The sequence below is a fragment of the Sphaerisporangium album genome (assembly GCF_003323745.1).
Taxonomy (GTDB): Bacteria; Actinomycetota; Actinomycetes; order Streptosporangiales; family Streptosporangiaceae; genus Sphaerisporangium; species Sphaerisporangium album.
The window spans coordinates 123,747-143,597 of sequence record NZ_QOIL01000027.1; the positions used below are offsets into that span (position 1 = coordinate 123,747).

Genomic DNA, 19,851 nt, shown 5'->3' on the forward strand with positions numbered 1-19,851 from the left:
CCAACGACCGGGGGACCTCTGTGACGTCGAATGGCAAGGTCAGAAGTCGAATTCACCCTTTTTGGCGCCATCCAGGAACGCATCCCACTCACTCGGAGTGAAGACGTGCACGGGGCCTGTGCCCTTGTCCTTGGTGTCGCGAAGTGCTACGCGACCGCCGGACAGGGGAGCGACCTCGACACAGTCCCCGCCGTTGGAGCTGGTCTTGGTGGCGGTGCGCCACGCGGCCGTCGCCAGCTCGCTTGCCACTTCATCCCGCAGACTCATGCTTTCCTCTCGCCTCCCGTATCACTTGCTCGGATACGTGTAGTGGATGTGCCCACGCGCGAACCGCGTCGTATTTGAGGCTAACGGCATGTACATCGTCCGCGCGATCGGTTACCTGTCCATTGATGGCATTGTCCAGGTAGGCGGCATCTCTCTCGCCCGCTACCTGTGCGAGGGCGAACGCACCTGCTAGTCCGTTCGTCGCTCCGACAGCCAGCGGTACCACCTGCACCGAGATACACGGCCGTGCCATGAGGTCGAGCAGATGGCCTAGTTGATCGGCCATCACGCGGGCGCCCCCCACGGGCCGAAGCAATACGCACTCGTCGATGACGACGGCCAGCATGGGCGGTGTCCGGCGATCAAGGATCTTCTGTCGCTGGACACGAGCGGTCAGTAACTCCTCAACCTGCTCCTCAGAGATCCCCGGCTCGGTCTTCAGAACGGCGCGGGCGTAGTCCTGAGTCTGGAGCAGTCCAGGGATGAGCACGGGTTGCCACGTCCTGATGGCGCGGGCCGACGCCTCAATCTTCGTCCAGGGCCGGAACCAGCGTAGTGAGGTGGTTTCACATGCCCCCCACAGCTCCAGAAGGGGGCCACTGATACCTAGAGCTGCTTCACAACGAAGTATGAAGTCCTGTTTTGGCGTGCGCTCCGCGCGTTCCACGAAACCGACCATCGCGGCAGAGAAGTTGACTTTCCGCGCAAGCTCCTCCTGTGAAAGGCCAGCGGCCTGCCGAAGTCGTCGCAGCTCAACGCCTAACCGAGCCTCGGGGCTGACCGACTTATCGGGTTTCATGGGCGGCATCGCAGCTCCCCTCACCGCTACAAATTGTAGCGAGTCACTACTAGATTTACCGCAACAGATGTGTGAGACACCTGTGTTGGTCGGTCCTATGCGCACTCTAGATGAGCGCAGGCATCCTGGGAATCTGCTTTTCGGAGACAAACGCACGGCGACAGGCAAGCCCGATGACAAATCGGATGAACAGCCGTAAGGCCACTCGCAGACAGGATCCCCACCCAATGCGCGCAATTCCGTTCACCGCGAGTCTGATAGGCGAGGTAGAGCTTCTACGACGCGACGACACCCCCGGCGTAGCACGGGAGGCCATCGACAAGTGGATAGGCGCGGATCACCCGGCCAACTTCAACGTACGCCTGGCGGCGTCCGAGCTGGTCACCAACGCCGTCCGGTACGCCACAGCGGGCGGAGTGGTGTGGCTGCGCCTGTTCGACCTGGGCGGCAGCGCCCTCCGGCTCGAAGTCCAGGACGCGGGGACGGCCCTGGAAGAGGAACCGATACTCGACCCCCCACAGGACGACATTGAGAACTCGATGCGCGAGGGGGGACGGGGCTTGTTCATCGTGGACGCGATCTCGTCGGACTGGGGCGCGACGGTCACCAAGAGCGGGGGGTTCCTCGTGTGGTGCGTCATCCCCAACGACGACCCCAACCCGTGATCGACAATGGGGAAGCCGTCAGCGACCGCCCCAGCTCGGCGCCGGTCGTGGTGTCGTTGCCCTGAGAATGTGCGAGCTGGGCACGCATCACCGCCAAGATGCTCCGGGCTCACAAAGCTCCCGTGGTTCCCCCGGGAGCGGTAGTGTGGTTAGAGGAAGCAGCCGCGCTGGTTGGCGAACCACAGCAGCGTGCGCCGGTCGTCGCACAGGGCGTAGGAGACCTGCCGCCGTGAGGTCTCCGCCCACAGCGTCACCGTGCGCACCCACTCCGGCGTGTACTTCGGGACGTTCTTCTGCATGAACGGCTCCTGGCCCGCCCGCACGCGGATCACCGAGAGCGGCCGGCCGCGCAGCACCGGGACGATGCGGCCGGCGACGGCGTCCAGGTAGTCGACCAGGTCGCGCTTGGTCGCGCCCGCCCCGTCGAACAGCGGCTGGTCGAGGTTGGTCAGCGGAACTCCGTCACGCGTCTCATCGCTGGTCACCAGCCCACCATGCCCACCAGGACATTACGGGGTCAACCTCGCGCGCCGCCGGGCCCCGGATCGCCGCGGCTCCACGGCCGCCGCCCCGGCCGGACGCCGGAGCGTCGAGGAGGTCCGGCCGGGCGCGCGGCGGTGCCGGTCTTACGCGCGGGACGTCTGGCCCGGCATCGACGGCGCCCGGCCGGCCGCCGGAGCCGAGGGGCTCGCCGACGTGACGAAGGTCCTCTCGTCGTGGCGGCCCGGCCAGGTGCCGATCAGGGTGGACAGCGAGGGCATGGCGGTGGCGGCGCGGGAGGCCGGCAGGCGGCAGTGGACGGCCCGGCGGACGGCGGCGGCGCGATCGCTCTCGGGCAGCGTCCTGATGGCCCGCTCGCGGGCGAACAGCCGGGTCAGGTCGTGCATGCGGTAGCCGTCCGAGGCGTGGCTCTCCAAAAGGCGGGCGCGGACCAGCGCGTCCAGGGACGTGTGGACGTCGTCGGTGCCGCGACCGGCGAGCGCGGCGGCGACGGGAGCGGTCACATCGGGGAGGTCCAGGAGGCCGAGCAGGCTGAACAGCTCGGCGGCCTCCGGATGGCGGTCGAGCTCGTGACCGGCCGACAGGCTCGTGCGGACGCACAGGTCGCCCTGGGCCAGCTCGTCCAGCCGGCTCTCGGCCGACGCCAGCCGCGAGGCCAGCCGCGCCGCCGGCCAGTGGGGGTGGGCGGCCAGCCGGGCGCCCGCGATGCGGACGGCGAGGGGAAGGCGGCCGCACAGCTCGACGATCCTGGCCGCCGCCTGCGGATCCTCCTCGATCCGCTCGGGCCCGGCGAAGGCCGCCAGCAGGCCGATCGCGTCGCGTTCGCCCGGCATGTCCAGGTGCAGGCGGACGGTCGCGTCCAAGGTCGTGAGCCTGGTGCGGCTGGTCACGATGACGGTCGACGTCGACCCGCCCGGGAGCAGCGGCCGCACCTGGAGGGCGTCGGCGGCGTTGTCCAGCACGACGAGCATGCGCCTGCCCGCCGTCCGGGTCCGGAACAGCGCGGCGGCCTCGTCCACGTCCTCACGGCCGCTCACGCCGGGGACGTTGAGCGATCTCAGGAAGCGGGCGAGCACCTCGCCGGGGGTGAGCGGGGCGAGGCCCGGCGACGCCCCGTGGAGGTTCATGTAGAGCTGCCCGTCGGGATAGGCCGCGACGACCGCGTGGGCCAGGCGGACGGCGAGCCGGGACTTGCCGACCCCGGCGGGGCCGTCGATGGCGACGAACGATCCCGGTCCGGTGGCGGGATCGCCGAGGACGGCGATCGCCCGGGCGAGGTCGGCGTCCCTGCCCACGAACGCGCCGGCGTCCGACGGCAGCTCCGCCGGGGCGGCGGGCGCGGCGGCGCACCGCGGGGAGCCGGTGGTCGCCGCCCCACGCGCCGAGATCTCCTCGCAGGCGTGGAGGCAGGCCGTGGGCGCGTGCGCGTCGAGGCCGGGGTCGGCGGCGAGGACGCGCTGGTGGAGCCGGCGGACGGCCGGGCCGGGCTCCGCCCCGATCTCGCTGACCAGATGCAGCCGCAGGCTCTGGTACGCGTGGAGGGCCTCGCCGGTCCTGCCGTCCCGGTAGAGCGCGGTCATGAGCTGGATCCACAGCCGTTCCCGCAGGGGGTGCTCGTGCACCGCGCGGCGCAGCGGGCCGATCACCTCCGAATGGCGGCCGAGCGCGAGCCGGGCCTCCATGAGGTCCTCCAGCACTTCGAGGCGGTCCTCGGCCAGGGTGACCGCCCAGGCGCTGAGGGGCCCGGAGAGGGTCACGCCCTGGAGGACCTCGCCGCGCCACAGGTCCATCGCCCGGCTGAACGTGGCCTCGGCCAGCGCGACGTCACCGCGGCGCAGGGCCTGGCCGCCCTGCTGGGTGAGGTCCTGGAACAGGAGGGTGTCGAGCTGGTCCGGCCGCACGGTGATCCGGTAGCCGTTCCCGGAGGTCTCGATGTGCGCCCTGCCGTGGTCGAGCGCCGCCAGCATCCGCCTGAGCTGCCACACGTACGTCTTGAGGTTGTTGCGCGCGGACTGCGGCGGCCGCTCGCCCCACATCTGGTCGATGAGGAGGCTCGCGGCGACGGTGGTGTTGGGCTGGAGGAGCAGAGCGGCCAGGAGATGCCGGTGCTTCGCGCGTTTCAAGGACAGTTCCCGCCCGGTCGCTGTCTTGACGACAAGGGGTCCAAGCAGGCCGAATTCCATACGATCGTCGTGCTCCGGGATAGCGCTGACCAGGCCAGAGTACGGTCAAGGGGACTGTACGGACAGTAAAGGGGGCGTCAATGGCCCCATAGTCGATCGTTCCCGCGTACCCGTAAAGGGCTCATCACTGGAAATCGCCGTGAACTCTGCCAGTATTGCGATGTCCGCATGATCAGGATTTGCCAACCGTGCGTCGGTCGTGTGCGGCCCTGTCCGCACATCCGCACGCCACGGCCCTTCTCGCCGACCGCTCTCGCAGCGCGTGGCGGCGATCGTCCCGGTCTGGGGCCTCCGTCGATGTATTTCCGATAGACCGGCAATGTACCCAGGTCTGATCAGGTATGAGACGGTCGCCAAGCAGCAAGCGGAGGTCCGCATGTCGGAGATCGGGTTTCGCGTCCTCGGGCCCCTGCACGTGTGCAACGACGATCGGCGCCTTCACCTCAAGAGCCCCCGGCAGCAGGTCGTGCTGGCCGCGCTCCTGCTGAACGCGAACCGCCTGGTGCCGGTGGAGTCGTTGATCAAGGCGGTGTGGGACGACGGCCCGCCCGAGGGGGCGCGCCACCAGATCCAGAACTGCGCGTCGATGCTCCGGCGCCGGATCCGCGATGTGGGCGTGTCCGAGGTGGAGATCATCGGATACCCGGTCGGATACACCATGCACGTCAGCGAGTGCCGTCTCGACGCCACCGTGTTCGACCGGCAGGTCGCCGAGGGTCGGGAGCTGGCCGCGGCGGGGCGGATCGCGATGGCCGCCGGGCGGCTGCGGTCGGCGCTGTCGCTGTGGCTGGGGGCCCCGCTGGCGGGCGTCCCCGGAAGGATCATGCAACAGGAGGCGGCCCGGCTCGCCGAGCGGAGGCTGTCGGCGCAGGAGGACTGGATCGACCTGGAGATGGCCGTCGGCGGCAGCGCCCAGGTGACCGCCGAGCTGTACCGCCTGGTCGGCGAGCACCCCTTCCGCGAGCGGCTCCGCGCCCAGTTGATGCTCTCGCTGTACCGGTCCGGCCGTACCGCCGAGGCGCTGGCCGTCTACCGGCAGACCTGGCAGCTGTTCGCCGACGAGCTGGGGCTCGAGCCGAGCCCCGTGCTGAAGGGGCTGGAGATGGCGATTCTGCGGGGTGATCCCGCCCTGTGGAGGACGTCCCCCGCCCGGGACCCCTTCGACGGGGAGGCCCGGGTCGAGTATCCGATCGGCGCGTACGGCGGGATGGCATGACGCCGCCCGTCCGGTCGTCGCCGCCCGCCTGGCGTGCCCGGGGCGCCCTCCTCGGACGCCGGGCCGCCGCGACCGCCGTCGACTACGCGGCCGTCGCCGTCCCGCTCGCGCTCCTCGCCGTCCTCCAGGTGCGGCGCGGCCGGACCGGGCGGGGGAGCGGCGGCGCCCGGGTCCGCGTCCTGGTGGCGGTCGCGCTGACCGTGCCGGTGACCTGCGGGCTCGCGGCGGCGGAGGCGACCGGCGGCACGCCCGGCAAGCGGCTGCTGCGGCTCCAGGCGCGCGGGCGCGACACCCAGTCGCCCCCGCCGTACGCCGCCGCGTTGCTCCGGACGGCGCTCAAGACGGCGATCCCGTGGGAGCTCGCGCACCAGGGGGTGTGGGATCTCCAGGAGGGCCGGAAGCGCGGCGCGGCGCTCCTGGCGTGCGCGTACGCCGCCCTCGCCGCGCAGGCCGTGATGATCTGCACGCCCTCGGGCCGCACCTACCCCGACCTGCTCGCCGGTACCACCGTGGCCGGCCGGGACTAGCGCGCGGCGGACCGGCGCCGGCGCACGGCCCAGACCAGGAAGGCGGCGACGGCCGCGGCCTCCGCGAGCAGGATGAGGGCGGCCGCCGCCTGGCCCCACAGGCCGGCGAGCGTGCCGAACCACAGCCGCACGAGCAGGAACAGCGCGGGTCCGAGGATCGCCGCCGACAGCACGGCGTACCCGGCGTAGATCCATCGCGCCCGGCGCGGGTAACCGCCGACCCCCGCCGGGCCGCGGCGCAGGAAAGCGGCGGCGAAGCGGGCGGACTCCGACTGCAGGTGGACGGTCGAGGTGGCGTGTTCGAGCATGTGGTAGCCGTCGAGCTGGAGGACCGGCAGCAGGTTGAAGAAGACGGCGACGGTCCCGAAGAGCAGGAGCGCGGCGGCCAGGCTGTGCGCCCAGCCCGTCTGCGGCCCCCACAGCCACAGCGCGCCGATGGGCGGCAGCGCGATGAGGTTCACGTAGACCCCGGCGAACGACGTGGCGACGCGGTGGCGCGCCTTCGGGAAGGTCACGACGTCGTCGACCTTGCAGTAGAACGCCACGAGCGGGAAGCGCCACATGAGGCCGATCTGCGTGGGCCGTCCTCCGTACCGGTGACAGGCGACCCCGTGGCCCAGCTCGTGCAGCCCGATCATGATCCACGTGATCAGGAACCCGGCCAGCGTCAACGGCCACCGCGACGGGCCCTGCTCCACCGCGGCGTACAGCGTGGTGAAGTTCAGCCCGGCCAGGACGCCCGCCGCGAGCCCGGCCAGCGTCAGCGGCACGGCGACGACCGGCCTGAGGAGCCAGCCGGACCAGCGCGCGGCCGGGGCGACGAGGTCGGCGGCGCGGGGGATCGGCATGCGCCAGAGCAGGGCCGAGCGGCCCTCGGATCCGCGCGCGAGCGCCGCCTTCTCCCGCAGGACGTCGAGCCGCGCCGGGTCGGCGGGTTCGAGCAGCCCCCGGGACCCCAGCAGGCCCAGCAACTGCCCCCAGTGCTCGGCGGCCAGCCGCTTGCCGAACCGCGCGGCGTACTCGGCGCCGATCTCGGCGAGGGAGCGCGTGCCGTCCAGGCGGCTCATGAGGAACGCCTCACGCGGCCCCACCTGCAGATACGCCCGGGTCTCCGCGTCGGCGACGAAGTGGACGACGGCCTGCCCCTTGGTCAGGCCCGGCCCCACGGTGACGGCGGCCCTGAGGCGGGGACGGGCCTCGTCCAGCCAGGCGGGGTCGCCCTCCGGTGACGGGGGACGCGAGACCTCTTCGCCGATCGTCACGCCGACCTCGCCAGCCGAGCGCCCGGCTCCAGCAGGCGCTCGATGAGATAGGAGAGGTAGACCTCGTCCAGGATGGCCGCCCCCAGGCGGTTGTTGGTCATGTGGATGTAGGAGCTCAGCAGGACCGTGACCAGGTCCTCGCCGTAGGGCATCGGCGCCGGTCCGCCGCCGTCCCGCGACGGAAAGAGCAGTTCGCCCCGGTCCGCGGCGGCGCGCACCCGGTCCCGGAGCTCCCGGCAGTGGGCCAGCCAGGTCCGCTCGATCCGGGACGACTCCGCCTCCCCTCCGGCGTCGGCCAGCGCCCGGATCCTGGCCATCCTCGCCGTGAACGTGTCGCGGGTCAGCTCCATGCTCTTGTCGAAGGAGCCGTGGGCGTCGGCGGCCGGTTCCTGGTACGAGGTCTCCCAGAAGGTCCGGTAGCGCTGGAAGAAGCGGTGGACGGCGGCGTCATCCGGGAGGAACGTACAGGCCGTCATCAGCGTGAGCTGGGCGGCCAGTCCGAGCAGCACCGGCCGCACGTGCGTGTTGGACGTGGCCAGCAGGTGGGCCACCATGTCGCTGGAGTGCTCGAAATGCCACTCGGCGATCCGGATGCCCTCCTCGCCGCCGTAGCGGTCGTACTCGGGCTCGTACGGCAGCACGGCGACGCTGTTGTTCGGCCGGAACGGCATGCGGCCGTCGGCGCCGTACTCCTCGGCCCAGCGCGCCTCGCCGTACTCGGCGACGTACATCCGCTTGTAGAGGTCGCCGAGGCCGTCGACGTCGTTCTCGTAGAGCGCGGGCCGCCGCGCCAGGAACTCGCGCACGGCGTCGAGGGCCCGGGCGGTGACCTCCTCACGCAGCCCGGGGGACGCCGGCTTGAGCCGCACGCGCAGGTGCGGCCCCTCCTTCCAGTACTTGATGAAGAACCACCCGCTGATCAGGCCGTCCGCGCGCAGCCGCTCGACGAGGGGACGCACGGCCTCGACCACGATCGGGTTGGCGTCGCTGGCGTAGAAGACGTGCAGGGCTACCCATTCGTCACCCATGCTGACCCCTTGCTGTGTCGTAGAGCTCGATCAGGAATTCGGCGACGTGGGCCCGTCCGTGCTCGTCGCGCAGCCACAGCTCGTCCAGGCCGGGGCTGCACTCGGTCAGCACGATGCGCGAGGAGGCGCCACGGGCGAGCTGCTCCAGCAGCTGGATCGACATCCAGCTGTCGAAGTCGACGGGCAGCGGCTTGCGGGCCGCCTTGCGGTCGTCGCCCGGACGGGCCGGCCCGGCGTCCTCGTCCGGGGCCGTCCCACGGCCGGAGGCGTCGACGCGGGCGAAGACCCGGTCGGGGAGCCCGTGCTCGCGCCGCCACCGCCGGACCCTGAGCAGGTGCTCGGCGTCGGTGTGCCCGGGGTCCTTGAACGGGAAGACCTGGGTGTTCAGCTTCCACATGCGGCGCTGGAGCACCAGGTTCCCGAGGACCAGGCGCGGGTACATCGTGATGCCCTCGGCCGGGATCGGCCTGCCGGTGCCCGCCCACAGGTCGATCTGCGCCATGCCGCCCGGCGCGAAGCACATCAGCGCCTGCTGCACCTCCGGCAGCGCCATCGGCAGCAGGAAGCCCAGGTAGAGGGGGATCACCTCGCGGTCGAGCCGCCTGGACACCAGCCGTACCCGGTCGGCGTGCTCGTCGTGCACCATGACGATGTCGTCGAGCGGGATCCGCTCGTCCGGCGGCCGCGTGCTGACGTCGCCGGGGCAGACGATCTCGTAGTCGGTGACCGCCGGGTGGATGTTGAGGTTCGTCGTCTCGTACCCGCCGCGCAGCTCGGCGAGCACGGCCCCGGGCGGCGTGTAGCGGCGCAGCGTGTCGGCGAACAGCTCCCGCGCCCCGGCTCCGTCCAGGTCCAGGCTGTGCGCGAACCGCGAGAACATCAGCGTCAGCCCCGAGTACGCCTGGTTGAGCACCAGCCGCCCCTCGCCCGGTCGTCCGGCGGGGGAGGCGAGCTGGACGAACATCGACCAGGGCTGGTCGAAGCGGCGGTCGGCGGGCAGGTGCGCGCGCACCGCGTCCACGAAGTCCGGGCCCAGCCGGATCTCCTCCGGCGTGCCGGCCTCGGGCTCCAGGCCGCGCAGGTGAAGGGACGCGGCCTCGCGGGCCCGGTCCAGCGCGGCGATCTCGGGCAGCTTGAACCAGTTCTCCTGCGGCACGTAGTTGTTGCCGTCGTCGAAGGCGCGCCTGCGCATCGCCCGCTGGCCGTAGGGGGAGAAGAAGTCGCGCTGGAACTCGTGGCAGAACCGCTCCACGTCCTCGCATCGGCCCCCGGATCCGTACCGCGCGCGGAAGAACCCCAGGGCGGTCAGCCGTCGCGGCAGGCTCAGGTCGAACGCGGGCAGGATGTCGGCGAGGGCGGCCAGGGACGGCAGGTACCGGTCCTCCCACGCGGCGCGGCCGGTCGCCATGCCGTCGCTCGTGATCGTGGTGTCCTCGTAGACCAGGGTGCGGGGGACCAGCCGCTCCGGCGCCCCGGCCAGGGCGAAGGCGTCCTGGACCAGGCGGCGGATCGCGGCCAGCAGGACGGCGCGCTCGCGGGCCGGTGTGGTCGCGTACCGGGCGATGAGCTCACCCGCGTCCGCCAGCGCCGCCGCGACCTGGCGCAGCGTCGGATGCGACCGCGCCGCCAGGGCCTCGGCGAACGCCGCCGCCGGGTCGTGCGCCCGCAGGTCGATCTGCAGGTCCGGGGCGAGCAGGAAGCCCAGCCTCAGCAGGTGCCCGAGGAGCTGGTCGGCGGTCTCCACCGTCCGGTCGTCCGCGGCGGCGGCCACGCGCTCCGAAAGCTCGCGCAGGGTGAGCCGGTCCTGCCGGGCGATCGTGACGACGTCGTTCAGCGCGGGGCCGCTCGGCAGGAAGAACAGGTCCTCGTGCACCCCGTCGAGGGCGACGACCGCGTCCGGGTCGGCCCCGGCGGTGGTCCTGCGGCGGACGTACCGGGTGATCTCGCCGTCCGTGCTGGCGCCAGGCGCCAGCGCGACCGGGATCTCCGAGCGCAGCCCGGGGTCGGCGAGGATCACCGCCGACAGGCGGGCGAGCACCGCCACGTTGAGCCGGACGGTCGAGCGCTGGCGCAGGGACACCGGCTCGGGCACCGGCCGCGCCGCGTCGGAGGTGAAGCGCCCGAGCCCGACCGAGGTGAGCGTGCTGAACGGGCTGGTCTTCAGCGCGGCGCGGTAGAGCAGTTCCAGCAGCGTCCACTCGATCTGGCGGCCGCTCTTGTCCAGCTTCCTGGCCGGGTCCAGGTAGCGGTCCATGCTGCGCTCCAGGACCTCCGACTGCAGCAGCACCGCGCAGCGCAGGGCGTCGTCGGCCAGCAGCTCCCTGGCGCGCGCCCGGGCGGCGGCGAGGTCGGCGCCGAGGACGTCCATGCCCTCGGCCATGACCTCGTCCACCGACGCCATGGCCCGCGTCCACTCCGTGAGCAGGGCGGCGCGGGCGGGCGTGAGCAGCGGCGCGGCCTTGGCCAGGGTGGCGGGGCGCGGGCGGCGGGCGTTGTACACGTCCCGGCGCAGGTTGACCAGCGCGACCCGGCCGGGGTCGGCGCCGTCCAGCTCGGCGAGGGCCTTCTCGAACTCCTCGCGCAGCCGCGCCCCGGCGGCGTCCCGCGCCGCCTCCCGCTCGAAGACGCGCCGGGTCCACGCCACGGCGTTCTCCGTGCGCAGCAGGGCGGTGACGCCGGCCGCCTGACCGGCCACGCGGAGCAGGAACCCCTCGCCGAGCCGCCACCGGGCCGCGGGGGCGGCGGCGTCCAGGTCGCCCGCCGGGTGGTCGAGGAGGTCGGTCATCGCGCCGCCCCTTCCTGAGTCGCGCCCGCGTCGCCGCGGCCGTCGGAGCGGTACAGGCTGTGGTCGTAGTGGTGTCTCGGGCGCTCGTGGCCGAGCAGCATGAAGATCATGCTCCGCTCGCCGGTTCCCTCGATGCCCAGCAGCGCGTCGATCCCGATGTTGTCGAGCCCGAGCACCGCGCCGACGCCGAGCCCGCGCGCGGTCGCCGCCAGGTACGCCGTCTGGGCGGCCTGGCCGACCTCGATGCTCAGCATCCGGTACCCCCGCGCGCCGTACGCCGCCACGAGCGCCTCCAGGCGGCCGGTGACGACGATCACCGCGGCCGCCTCCTGGAGGCTGTAGTTGGTGAGCGCGTAGAGCCTCTGCAGCCCGGAGACGTCCAGCGCGGGCCCGGCGACCAGGCGGTGCTCCGCGGCGTCGTACCGGTGAACCCGTCTCTCCAGTCCCGCGACGCTGTTGGCCAGCACCCACTGCCCGGTCCACGCGTGGGCGCGCGGCGCCGGGGCCACGTCCGTGCCGGCCCGGCCCACCTGCGCGACCGACGACAGCACCCAGCCGAGGTCCCGCACGTCGAGCGGCGGCCGGGCGCTGAACAGGCCGAAGCTCGTCCGCCTGGCCAGCAGGCCGGCGCCGACGTCCAGATCGGCGGGTCCCGGCAGGGGATCGGGCAGCGGGACCACGGCCGCACCGGGGTCCGCGCCGAGCTGCGTGCCCGAGAGGGACGACTCCGCCGGTGACCCCGCCGGAGTCTCCACCGGTGCGTCCTCCAGTGCCCCTGCCCGTGCCACCTCGGGGCCCGGGCGCGGACGGTCGCCGACGAGTGCCGCCGCGTGGACCCGGCTGACCAGCTCGAACGCCCGCACGCGGCGCGACCGCTCCCAGACGCGGCGCGGCGCGCTCCCGCCGATCCTGGCCTCAGGGACCGGCGCGGTGCGGGGCGTCTCGGTCACCGGGCCGAGCGGGACGACGGCGAATGGCGCCTCGGCGTGCCCGTCGACCTCCAGCACCGCGCCGACCGCGGCCTCGTCGAACCACAGGACCGGCTCGACCGGCGTCCCGTGGGCGGCGAGGACCAGGCGCCAGGACGCCAGCAGCGCGCCGAGGTCCTGCGTGACCACGTGGTAGGCGAACGAGTTGTACTTGAACGCGTTCTTCCAGAACCGCAACGTCGCCACCGCGTACAGCCCCGCCCGCGCCCCGGTGGCCGCGGCGATCTCGTCGCACCGGTCGCGGGCCGACAACCGGTCGAGGCTGTGGTGCCCGGTGTCGTAGTGGTACACCCCGGCGGGCAGCGGCCCGGACCGGCCGACGACCAGATAGCTCTCGGCCGGGTACATCCCGCCGCCCGACGCCGTGGGCCGCGCCCACACCGCCCGGTCGCTGCGGGCCTTGGCGCGACTGTCGTCGTTCCAGTTCGGCTCCGTGCGGCGGCCGGTCACCCCGTAGGTCCCGAGCATCGAGGCGAGGACGCCGAGGCCGGGCGGCTCCATGGCCCGCGCGGGGCCACGCGCCGTCCGCACCGCCTCGCCGACCCCGGCCGGGGGCATCGCGCGGAACGGCTCGGGCAGCGGCACCTTCACCGTGTCCTCGTACAGCTTGTGCCGGGACGGCTGGTCGTCCCAGTCCACCTCGAAGCCCAGCGGCGGCAGCGCCACGTGCTGCCGCTCGAACATGCGGCGCGCGTAGTCCAACGCGATCTCCGCGCTGCCCTGCGGGCCCCAGTGATCATCCGCCTCGGGCGGCGGCGCGGGGAGATGCGGGTGATCGTGGAGGCGGGGCGGCGTACTCACCGGGACTCAACTCCTACGGGAAGGGGTGCGGGACGAGGTGCAGCTGTTCCGGCGTCAGGGGATGGGACGTCAGCCCCGCCTGGTAGGGCGCCCACAGGGTGCGCGGCATGTTCAGGACCCGCTGCCGGCGCCACCCGAAGTCGATCGGGATCAGCCCCGGCACCACGGTCGCGACGGTGTGCAGGCCCATCGACCGCTGCTCCGGCGTCGTCTGGTCGACCACCACGGTGTCGAACCCGCGCCCGGTGAGCAGGCCGACGATCTCCCGGGTCGGCTTCGCCAGATCGGTGACCGGCTCGCGGCCGGTGGTCCAGTCGGCGAAGACGTCCTCCAGCGGGGTGCGGCGGGTCTGGCGCAGCCAGTGCTCGGCGTGCCGCTTCATCTCCGGCATGCCGAAGAGCAGCGCGTGGTGCTCCAGCTCGGTGACGTGCCTGTAGTCGGTGACCATGAGCTCGACGTGTTCCAGTGACGCGGTGACCCGGTCCGGGAAGCCGGTCACGTACGAGGCGACCTCGCACACCGCGGCACGCACGGCGTCGGCCGGGTCCAGGGACGCGCCCCCGGCGAAGCACAGCGTGCCGAGACCGCCGTCGCGGCGCACGGCGACCGCCCCGACGGCCGGGACGGGCAGGTCGGTGCGGATGTCGAAGCAGCGCAGGTCATAGCCCTGCAGGTCGACGTGCGCCCGCATCTGCCCGACCAGGGGGTGGTCCACCGTGTCCAGGTCGATCTCCGCCGGCGTGAGCCCCGAGTACCAGCTGATCAGGAAGGCGTCGCGCTCGACGAGTTCGAGCAGGCCGTGCAGCACCGCCTCGGTCACCGAGCTCCCGGACGCGCACCCGTTGGAGCACTCCTGGACGGAGTTGCGGTGGTCGGCGCGGTGGTCGAGGTAGTACACGAGCTGCTCGGGCACCAGCACCGCCCGGTCGTCGCGCAGCGACCACCCCCACACCCACGGCACGCGGGGATTCTCCGACCACGGCACGTACTTGTCCTGGTGCGCGCGGTAGAAGTCCGGTTCGTAGAGCCCGCACTGCTCCATCGAGACATGAGGCGCGTCCAGCTCGGTCACGGACGCGCGCCGCGTCACCTCGACCCGGCGGGGACGCTGGCCCGCGTCGCGTTCGAGCCCCTCCAGCGCGCCCAGCAGCTCGCTGCGGCCGTAGCTCTCCGCGTGCCCGCTCCAGTACATCTCGTGCAGGCCGTACTTGCTGCGCACGATGAACCGGCCGGTCACCGGAGCGGTGGCGGTGGCGTGGTAGGCCCGCATCGCCGGCCGGCCCAGCATCCCGCACACCGGGTTGGCCAGGGCCTCCATCGGCAGGCCGAGGTCTTCGGGCGCGCGCGAGCGCGTGGCGCCCGGACGTACGGCCGGTGTGGGGACGAGGCGGACACGGGCGTTGTCCGGAGTGTCGGGTACGGGCGCGGAGCAGGATTCGCAGGACGAATCCTTGATCAGGCTGTGGCGGTCGACCCGGGCGGTCAGGAGGTCCACCTCCCACACCGGCCGGCTCGGCCCGTCGTCGCCGGCGTGCGCGGCGGCCGCCCCGACCAGGGCGGCGGCGATCGCGATCACGTGCGGGCCGGGCGCGGTGGCCGGCGAGCGGACGACCCCGTACGGTTCGTCGAGGATGCGGCGCTCCAGCATCGGCCTGCAGGTCGTCCAGCGTCGATCCAGGCATCGGGGACACGGACCGTCGCCGCCCGGCGTGGCCGCGATGACGATCGTCTCACCGTGGCGGCGGACGCTCACCGAAGGCGTGCGACCCGGCGCGCCCCAGGAGATCGTGAGATGGCCGGTGTCACCGGGAACGCCCAGCATGGCGACGTCCAGCGCGCCGCAGCGCTCGGCCGCCGCGGCGGAGACCATCGCCGCGATCCGGTCGCCGAGAACGGCGACGGCCGATCGGGGGAGCGCCGCCGACGTCGGCTTGACGGCGGTCTCGTCAGTCAATCTCGTCAAGGAACGCAGGACCTTCCGTGTGGCGCGGCCGGGACGGGCTGTGACTGCGGGCCAGGGCCCTTGGCCCGCAGCGTTCAGGTGCGGATCAGCCGCAGCTTGACGTGCTGGTGCTGGTCGAGCAGCAGCTCGACGTGCTGCACGAGCAGCAGCTGGAGCAACTGCACGACGAACTGGTCGCCGCCATGTCCATCGACGGGTCGACGTTGTCGACGACCTCGAACGTCGCCGCCTCGAGCTCCATCAGCTCCAGGCCGAGGGTCTTGCTCATCCTGTACCTCCCTTGTCTGTGCCGAGGTGATCGGTGCGAGGGCTCATCCGCCGCCGCACCCCGTGCTGGTGCTGCACGAGCAGCAGCTCGACGTGCTGCACGAGCTGCAGCTGGAGCAGCTGCACGACGAGCTGCACCAGCCCGCGGCGTCCTGTCCGAGGTCGCTGATGTCAGCGATCTCGAACGTCGCCGTCTCGAGGGCCAGGAGTTCCTGACTGAGGGCCATGGTCATTCACCTCCTCTCATCAAAGATCGGTCGTGGGACGTCCGCCGCCGCGCTCAGCTGGAGCTGCTGCAGCTGCTGCTCGTGCAGCTGCAGCAACTCGACGTGCTGCACGACGAGCAGCTGGACGTGCTGGTGCTGGAGCTGCACCAGTCGGCGGCGTCACGTCCGAGGTCGGCGATGTCCTCCACCTCGAACGTGACGGTTTCCAGGGCGATCAGCTCTCGGTCCAGATCCGACACGGAACCCTCCTCAGCTCGGCGAACCGGCATCCCGGAACAGCAGGACCCTGACGACGTTCGTGACGCCTACCAGGTCGGGCGGGGTGAGGTCGACGACCCCGGCGCGCGTCCCATCGGCGCGCAGACGGGCGACGGCCGTGTCCAGGCCGGTGATCTCGGCCAGCGCGGAGACGTCGCCGGGCCGCTCCGACACCCGCGCGCCGGGCAGCGCCGGGGCGGCGGGCGTGCTCGGGGCCGTCCAGCCCGTCGGGGACCCGGCGATCTGGCGGGCCGCCACCACGGCGAGCAGCGCCGACTCGGCGGCGTCGAACCACGAGCGTCCCGGGCGGGCGACCAGTTCCTCGTCCGCGCCGTCCCGCACCCGCAGGACCGCGACCGGGACGACGCCGGGCGCCGTGTAGAAGGCGAGCGCCCGGCCCTCGCGCCGCACCTCGCTCGCCAGCATGCGGAGGCGTTTGCCTCGCTCGGTGTCGGGGTCGGCGGTCAGGGCGGTGTCGTCCACCGGGCGAAGGCCGATCTCGTCGCGCGCGACGGCCGCCACCGTGTACGCGCCCGCCGCCGCGAGCAGCGCCCGGGACACGGCCGTCTCAGGGGAGTCGCCGGCGGCCACCCCGACCAGATCGGGCTCGAACCGTGCGGCCCGGCGATCCCACGGGCCCGCCAGCACGGCGCCGCGGGGAACGGCGAGCGGCCGCGCTCCGTCCAGGCCGGTCGCCGCGACCAGCGGGTCTTCGGGGAGCGGCGTGCCCCCGAGCCAGCTCCGCAGCCGCCCGGCCTCGACGACCTCAGCGTCCGGCAGGGCCTGCGCCAGGAGGCCGCCCCGGCGGCGCTGCATGTTCATGGCATAGCGCACGGACGCCTCTTCGAGGGCCGCCAGCCTGGCCTCCAGCAGCGTCTCCGACCCGAAGGCGACGATCGGCGCGGGACCGGCGGACGGCGCGATCAGCGCCGAGACCTTGGCCGGGACCTGCGAGATCGCCTCGTCGTCGAACCTGCGCATGATGCCGACCGTGTCGAAGACCACGGGCTCGAAGCGCTTGTAGGCCCGCTCGGCCGGCGAGACGCCGTCGTCCGGCTCGGCGGGGGAGGGGCCCTCTGCCGGACCGCCGGGCGACAGGCTCTCGGCCGGACCGCCGGGCGACAGGCTCTCGGCCGGACCGCCGGGCGCGGCGGGATGGGGGACGAGCCGCTCGACGCGCACCGTGAGCCGGTCCGGGTCGACGATCACGACCCCGTCCTCGATGTCACTGCGCATCGCGCCCGTCAGGGCCTTGAAGACCTCGAAACCGGCGACCCCGACGGCGATGGACACCGCGTTGCCGGGCAGCCCCGCCGCCGGGGCCGCCGCCGCGGCGCCCGCCCCGGCCGTGAGCCACACGTCCGCGCTGCCCGCGATCCCGTTGTCGGTCATGCGCAGCATCGCCGAGTAGACGCCCGAGCCCTCGCCGTCGGCGGGCTGCCAGGGGCCGAGCACCAGCAGGTCCCCGACCCGCACCAGGGAGACGAAGGCGGCCCCGACCGCGCAGGCGCTGTCGGCCAGCTCGAACAGCGCGGGCGACGTGCGGTCCGCGGCGATCAGGCACACCAGGTCGGCGTCGGTCATGGTCGCGGCGGGCACGTCGCCGGTCGTGGCGATCCGCACCGACCCCGGGGACGCGGCGCCGACGCCGTTGGCGGTCAGCGCCTCCGCCAGCGCGGACGCCCGCGCCGGGTCCTCGCAGATCACCACGACCCGCGCCGTCGCGGCCCGCAGGAACCCCGTCCCGTCGTCGCCGTGCTGCTCCAGCAGGGCGATCTGCCCGGCGAACCGGGCACGGAGCTCCGGATCCCGCACGGCGCTCGTCTCCGGCGCGTCGGTGATCACCCCGCGGGAGGCCAGCGTCCCGATCAGCGACCGGACGCTGTCGGCGTGCGCCTTCGGCAACCCCGCCACCAGGTCGCTCAGCCTGGTCGAGCCGTCGAGGTGCGGCAGCAGCGCGGACAGGTAGCGGTAGGCCGCCGCGCCCCTGATCACGAAGGCGTCCCCGTGCCCGTGCACGTACACGCCGTCGCGGGTCTCGAGAAAGGCCATGTCCGTACGCATCCGAGGGCGGACGACTTCACGCGTCTGGGCTGTCACAACGGCCTCCGGGGGTCGGTGCCGAGCGTCACGTGATGTCTCGGCGGCGGATCAGGGCGGTGGCGAGTGCCACGCCGGCGACGGTGTAGACGGCCAGCACCAGGCAGGCGACCGGCGCGGTGACGTAGGCGGCCACTCCCGGCGATCCCCCCTCGCCCATGGAGGGGACGCCGAGGGCGGCGACGAGCGAGCCGCCGGCAGGGCCGAGCAGGACCGTGCGCACCGGTTCCAGCGCGGGGACGACCCCGGCGAGGCCGGACAGCGCGTTCTCCAGGCCGAGCGTCCACAGCAGCCCCACGCCGAGGGCCGTGCCAACGCCCCTGAAGACCACGCCGAGCGCCGCTCCGACGCTCATCCAGGCCACGGAGATGAGCGCCGTGGCGCCGAGCGAGGCGGCGATCTCCGAGGGGCCGGGCCAGGTCAGCGGACGTCCCTCCACCGACGCGATCACGATCGACGCCACGATCGCCGCCACCAGGGCCGCGGCGGCGATGACGACGACGGCCACGGCGCCCGCCACCGTCTTGGCCAGGACGACCTGCGTACGGGTGGGGCCCTGGGCCAGCCGCGCGGGCCACGTCCCCCAGCGGTACTCCGAGCCCGTGATCAGCACGCCGAGGATCAGCATGATCGCCCCGCCGAACAGCGGATAACTGCCGGCCGCCGTCTCGCCCGCCGCCGAGGGCAGCAGGATGTCCAGAAGCTGCGCCCGGTCCGCGGCGTGCTTCACCGGGTCCAGCGTCGCGTAGACGATGTAGGGGACGGCGAAGCCGAAGCCCACCACCAGCAGCACCCAGACGCCCCCGACCACGAACGCGGCGGGGCGCCTGCGCAGCAGGAGCGCTTCCGCGGACAGTGCGTTGATCATTTGCCGCTCCCGCCGGTGTGGTCTCCGGTCAGCGTGAAGAACACCTGTTCCAGCGACCGGCGTTCGCGCCGCACCTCGTGGACCTCGACGCCGGCCTCGACCAACGCCCGGACCAGGGCGGGGACGCCGTCCTCGTCCAGCTCCAGCCGCCAGTGAGGATCGTCCGCGCCGCCCGCCCGGGTCGCGCCGGACCAGAGGGCGCTGCCCTGGAGGACCTTCTCGGCCACGTCCATCGGCTTCGCCCAGACGGTGACGTTCCGGGCGCCGGCCCGGTCGAGCAGCGCCGAGACCGAGTCCTCCGCCACGACGGCGCCCTTGTCGATCACCACGACGCGGTCGCACACCTGCTGGATCTCGCCCAGCATGTGGGACGAGAGCAGGACCGTGGCCCTGCCGCCCAGATCCCGGATCAGCGCGCGCATCGCGGCCATGCCGTCCGGGTCCAGGCCGTTCGTGGGCTCGTCCAGGATCAGCAGCGACGGGTCGCCGAGCAGCGCCGCCGCGACGCCCAGGCGCTGCCGCATGCCCAGCGAGTAGCCGGAGACCCGCCGGTCGGCGGCCTTCTCCATGTCGACGACCCCCAGCACCCGGACGACCTCCGCGTCCGGGAGGCCGCGGGCGCGGGCCAGAACCCGCAGGTTGACCCGGCCGGACAGATGGGGCACGAACGCCGGCGACTCGATCAGGGCGCCGACGCGGCGTAACGCCACCGGGTCGGCGGGCGGCCTGCCGAGTACCCTGACCGTGCCCGCGTCCGCGCGGACCAGGCCGACCAGAACGCGCAGCAGCGTCGTCTTTCCCGCGCCGTTCGGACCCAGGACGCCGTAGACCTGCCCGGGGCTGACGCGCAGGCTCACCCCGCGCACCGCCTGGACCGCGCCGAAGCTCTTCGTCACGCCTTCCAGGTCGACGACCGCCTGATCGGCGTCCGCCGAGCCGGGCCCGGAGGGGGCGACCTCCTGGCGAAGCGTCATCTCGGGTCTCCCGTTCTGAGGCACTGGGCTTCTGGGGTACTGGGCTTCTGAGGTACTGGGCTTCTGAGGTACTGGGCTTCTGAGGTACTGGGCTTCTGAGGTACTGGGCTTCTGGGGCACTGGGCTTCTGGGGCACTGGGCTTCTGGGGCACTGGGCTTCTGGGGCACTGG

General features: G+C 72.9%; 17 protein-coding genes. 4 read left to right on the plus strand and 13 right to left on the minus strand.

Features of this window, described 5'->3' with window-relative positions; all coding sequences use genetic code 11:
• Positions 1-39: 39 nt before the first annotated feature.
• Together DQ384_RS35135 and DQ384_RS35140 are read right to left on the minus strand one after the other, a co-directional pair.
• Positions 40-267, minus strand: coding sequence for a DUF397 domain-containing protein (locus DQ384_RS35135; RefSeq protein WP_114033184.1), 228 nt, complete (start codon positions 265-267; stop codon positions 40-42).
• The gene (locus DQ384_RS35140; RefSeq protein ID WP_181871585.1) at positions 251-1,066 is read right to left on the minus strand and encodes a helix-turn-helix domain-containing protein; all 816 of its coding nucleotides are present in this window, start codon (positions 1,064-1,066) and stop codon (positions 251-253) included. Before DQ384_RS35140 ends, DQ384_RS35135 begins: the two co-directional genes overlap by 17 nt.
• A gap of 227 nt (positions 1,067-1,293) precedes the next feature.
• Between DQ384_RS35140 and DQ384_RS35145 the strand changes: the two genes are divergently transcribed.
• Positions 1,294-1,731 carry an ATP-binding protein gene (locus DQ384_RS35145; protein WP_181871586.1) on the plus strand — a complete coding sequence of 146 codons (438 nt, stop codon included), beginning with the start codon at positions 1,294-1,296 and terminating at the stop codon, positions 1,729-1,731.
• A 149-nt stretch (positions 1,732-1,880) separates the two neighbouring features.
• On the opposite strand, the gene ligD is transcribed toward DQ384_RS35145, so the two are convergent.
• Positions 1,881-2,216 (minus strand): non-homologous end-joining DNA ligase LigD, encoded by a 336-nt coding sequence (ligD, locus tag DQ384_RS35150; RefSeq protein ID WP_220183299.1) that lies wholly within the window; start codon positions 2,214-2,216, stop codon positions 1,881-1,883.
• 141 nt (positions 2,217-2,357) lie between these two features.
• A complete protein-coding gene (locus tag DQ384_RS35155; protein ID WP_181871587.1) occupies positions 2,358-4,355 on the minus strand; it encodes an AfsR/SARP family transcriptional regulator in 1,998 nt (665 codons plus the stop codon).
• A gap of 379 nt (positions 4,356-4,734) precedes the next feature.
• Between DQ384_RS35155 and DQ384_RS35160 the strand changes: the two genes are divergently transcribed.
• Together DQ384_RS35160 and DQ384_RS35165 are read left to right on the plus strand one after the other, a co-directional pair.
• Positions 4,735-5,631: an AfsR/SARP family transcriptional regulator gene (locus DQ384_RS35160; protein WP_114033188.1), complete on the plus strand. Its 897-nt coding sequence runs from the start codon at positions 4,735-4,737 to the stop codon at positions 5,629-5,631.
• Entirely contained in the window at positions 5,628-6,158 is a 531-nt protein-coding gene (locus tag DQ384_RS35165) for an RDD family protein (RefSeq protein WP_114033189.1), read from the plus strand. The genes DQ384_RS35160 and DQ384_RS35165 overlap by 4 nt, the downstream gene beginning before the upstream one ends.
• Here the strand turns inward: DQ384_RS35165 and DQ384_RS41745 are convergent.
• Genes DQ384_RS41745 through DQ384_RS35190 form a run of 5 tightly spaced genes read right to left on the minus strand, consistent with a single transcriptional unit; the run spans position 6,155 to position 14,986 of the window.
• A complete protein-coding gene (locus DQ384_RS41745; protein ID WP_181871588.1) occupies positions 6,155-7,420 on the minus strand; it encodes a M50 family metallopeptidase in 1,266 nt (421 codons plus the stop codon). The two genes, DQ384_RS35165 and DQ384_RS41745, sit on opposite strands and share 4 nt — an antisense overlap.
• Complete coding sequence (locus DQ384_RS35175; RefSeq protein WP_114033190.1) at positions 7,417-8,448, minus strand: thiopeptide-type bacteriocin biosynthesis protein; 1,032 nt, start codon at positions 8,446-8,448, stop codon at positions 7,417-7,419. The genes DQ384_RS41745 and DQ384_RS35175 overlap by 4 nt, the downstream gene beginning before the upstream one ends.
• Positions 8,441-11,233, minus strand: coding sequence for a lantibiotic dehydratase (locus tag DQ384_RS35180; RefSeq protein ID WP_114033191.1), 2,793 nt, complete (start codon positions 11,231-11,233; stop codon positions 8,441-8,443). The genes DQ384_RS35175 and DQ384_RS35180 overlap by 8 nt, the downstream gene beginning before the upstream one ends.
• Positions 11,230-13,023, minus strand: coding sequence for a SagB/ThcOx family dehydrogenase (locus tag DQ384_RS35185; protein ID WP_147269002.1), 1,794 nt, complete (start codon positions 13,021-13,023; stop codon positions 11,230-11,232). The genes DQ384_RS35180 and DQ384_RS35185 overlap by 4 nt, the downstream gene beginning before the upstream one ends.
• A gap of 13 nt (positions 13,024-13,036) precedes the next feature.
• Entirely contained in the window at positions 13,037-14,986 is a 1,950-nt protein-coding gene (locus tag DQ384_RS35190) for a TOMM precursor leader peptide-binding protein (RefSeq protein ID WP_147269003.1), read from the minus strand.
• A gap of 294 nt (positions 14,987-15,280) precedes the next feature.
• On the opposite strand from DQ384_RS35190, the gene DQ384_RS41750 reads away from it, so the two are divergent.
• A complete protein-coding gene (locus DQ384_RS41750) occupies positions 15,281-15,469 on the plus strand; it encodes a hypothetical protein (RefSeq protein ID WP_181871589.1) in 189 nt (62 codons plus the stop codon).
• Positions 15,470-15,533: 64 nt separating this feature from the next.
• On the opposite strand, the gene DQ384_RS35205 is transcribed toward DQ384_RS41750, so the two are convergent.
• From DQ384_RS35205 to DQ384_RS35220, 4 genes are all read right to left on the minus strand, one after another.
• The gene (locus tag DQ384_RS35205) at positions 15,534-15,719 is read right to left on the minus strand and encodes a thiazolylpeptide-type bacteriocin (RefSeq protein ID WP_245967009.1); all 186 of its coding nucleotides are present in this window, start codon (positions 15,717-15,719) and stop codon (positions 15,534-15,536) included.
• 10 nt (positions 15,720-15,729) lie between these two features.
• On the minus strand, positions 15,730-17,790 hold the full coding sequence (locus tag DQ384_RS35210; protein WP_114033196.1) for a hypothetical protein: 2,061 nt from the start codon (positions 17,788-17,790) through the stop codon (positions 15,730-15,732).
• Positions 17,791-17,866: 76 nt separating this feature from the next.
• Positions 17,867-18,706, minus strand: a complete 840-nt coding sequence (locus DQ384_RS35215; protein ID WP_114033197.1) for an ABC transporter permease subunit — start codon at positions 18,704-18,706, stop codon at positions 17,867-17,869.
• A complete protein-coding gene (locus tag DQ384_RS35220) occupies positions 18,703-19,680 on the minus strand; it encodes an ABC transporter ATP-binding protein (RefSeq protein WP_114033198.1) in 978 nt (325 codons plus the stop codon). Before DQ384_RS35220 ends, DQ384_RS35215 begins: the two co-directional genes overlap by 4 nt.
• Positions 19,681-19,851 lie beyond the last annotated feature (171 nt).

What these genes read in the sequence shown, in the direction of transcription:
- DQ384_RS35175 (WP_114033190.1), bottom strand. Translation starts at nt 8,448, where the DNA reads ATGGGTGACGAATGGGTAGCCCTGCACGTCTTCTACGCCAGCGACGCC.
- DQ384_RS35135 (WP_114033184.1), bottom strand. Translation starts at nt 267, where the DNA reads ATGAGTCTGCGGGATGAAGTGGCAAGCGAGCTGGCGACGGCCGCGTGG.
- DQ384_RS35145 (WP_181871586.1), top strand. Translation starts at nt 1,294, where the DNA reads ATGCGCGCAATTCCGTTCACCGCGAGTCTGATAGGCGAGGTAGAGCTT.
- DQ384_RS35165 (WP_114033189.1), top strand. Translation starts at nt 5,628, where the DNA reads ATGACGCCGCCCGTCCGGTCGTCGCCGCCCGCCTGGCGTGCCCGGGGC.
- DQ384_RS35140 (WP_181871585.1), bottom strand. Translation starts at nt 1,066, where the DNA reads ATGAAACCCGATAAGTCGGTCAGCCCCGAGGCTCGGTTAGGCGTTGAG.
- DQ384_RS35215 (WP_114033197.1), bottom strand. Translation starts at nt 18,706, where the DNA reads ATGATCAACGCACTGTCCGCGGAAGCGCTCCTGCTGCGCAGGCGCCCC.
- DQ384_RS35220 (WP_114033198.1), bottom strand. Translation starts at nt 19,680, where the DNA reads ATGACGCTTCGCCAGGAGGTCGCCCCCTCCGGGCCCGGCTCGGCGGAC.
- DQ384_RS35160 (WP_114033188.1), top strand. Translation starts at nt 4,735, where the DNA reads ATGTACCCAGGTCTGATCAGGTATGAGACGGTCGCCAAGCAGCAAGCG.
- DQ384_RS35180 (WP_114033191.1), bottom strand. Translation starts at nt 11,233, where the DNA reads ATGACCGACCTCCTCGACCACCCGGCGGGCGACCTGGACGCCGCCGCC.
- DQ384_RS35210 (WP_114033196.1), bottom strand. Translation starts at nt 17,790, where the DNA reads ATGGCCTTTCTCGAGACCCGCGACGGCGTGTACGTGCACGGGCACGGG.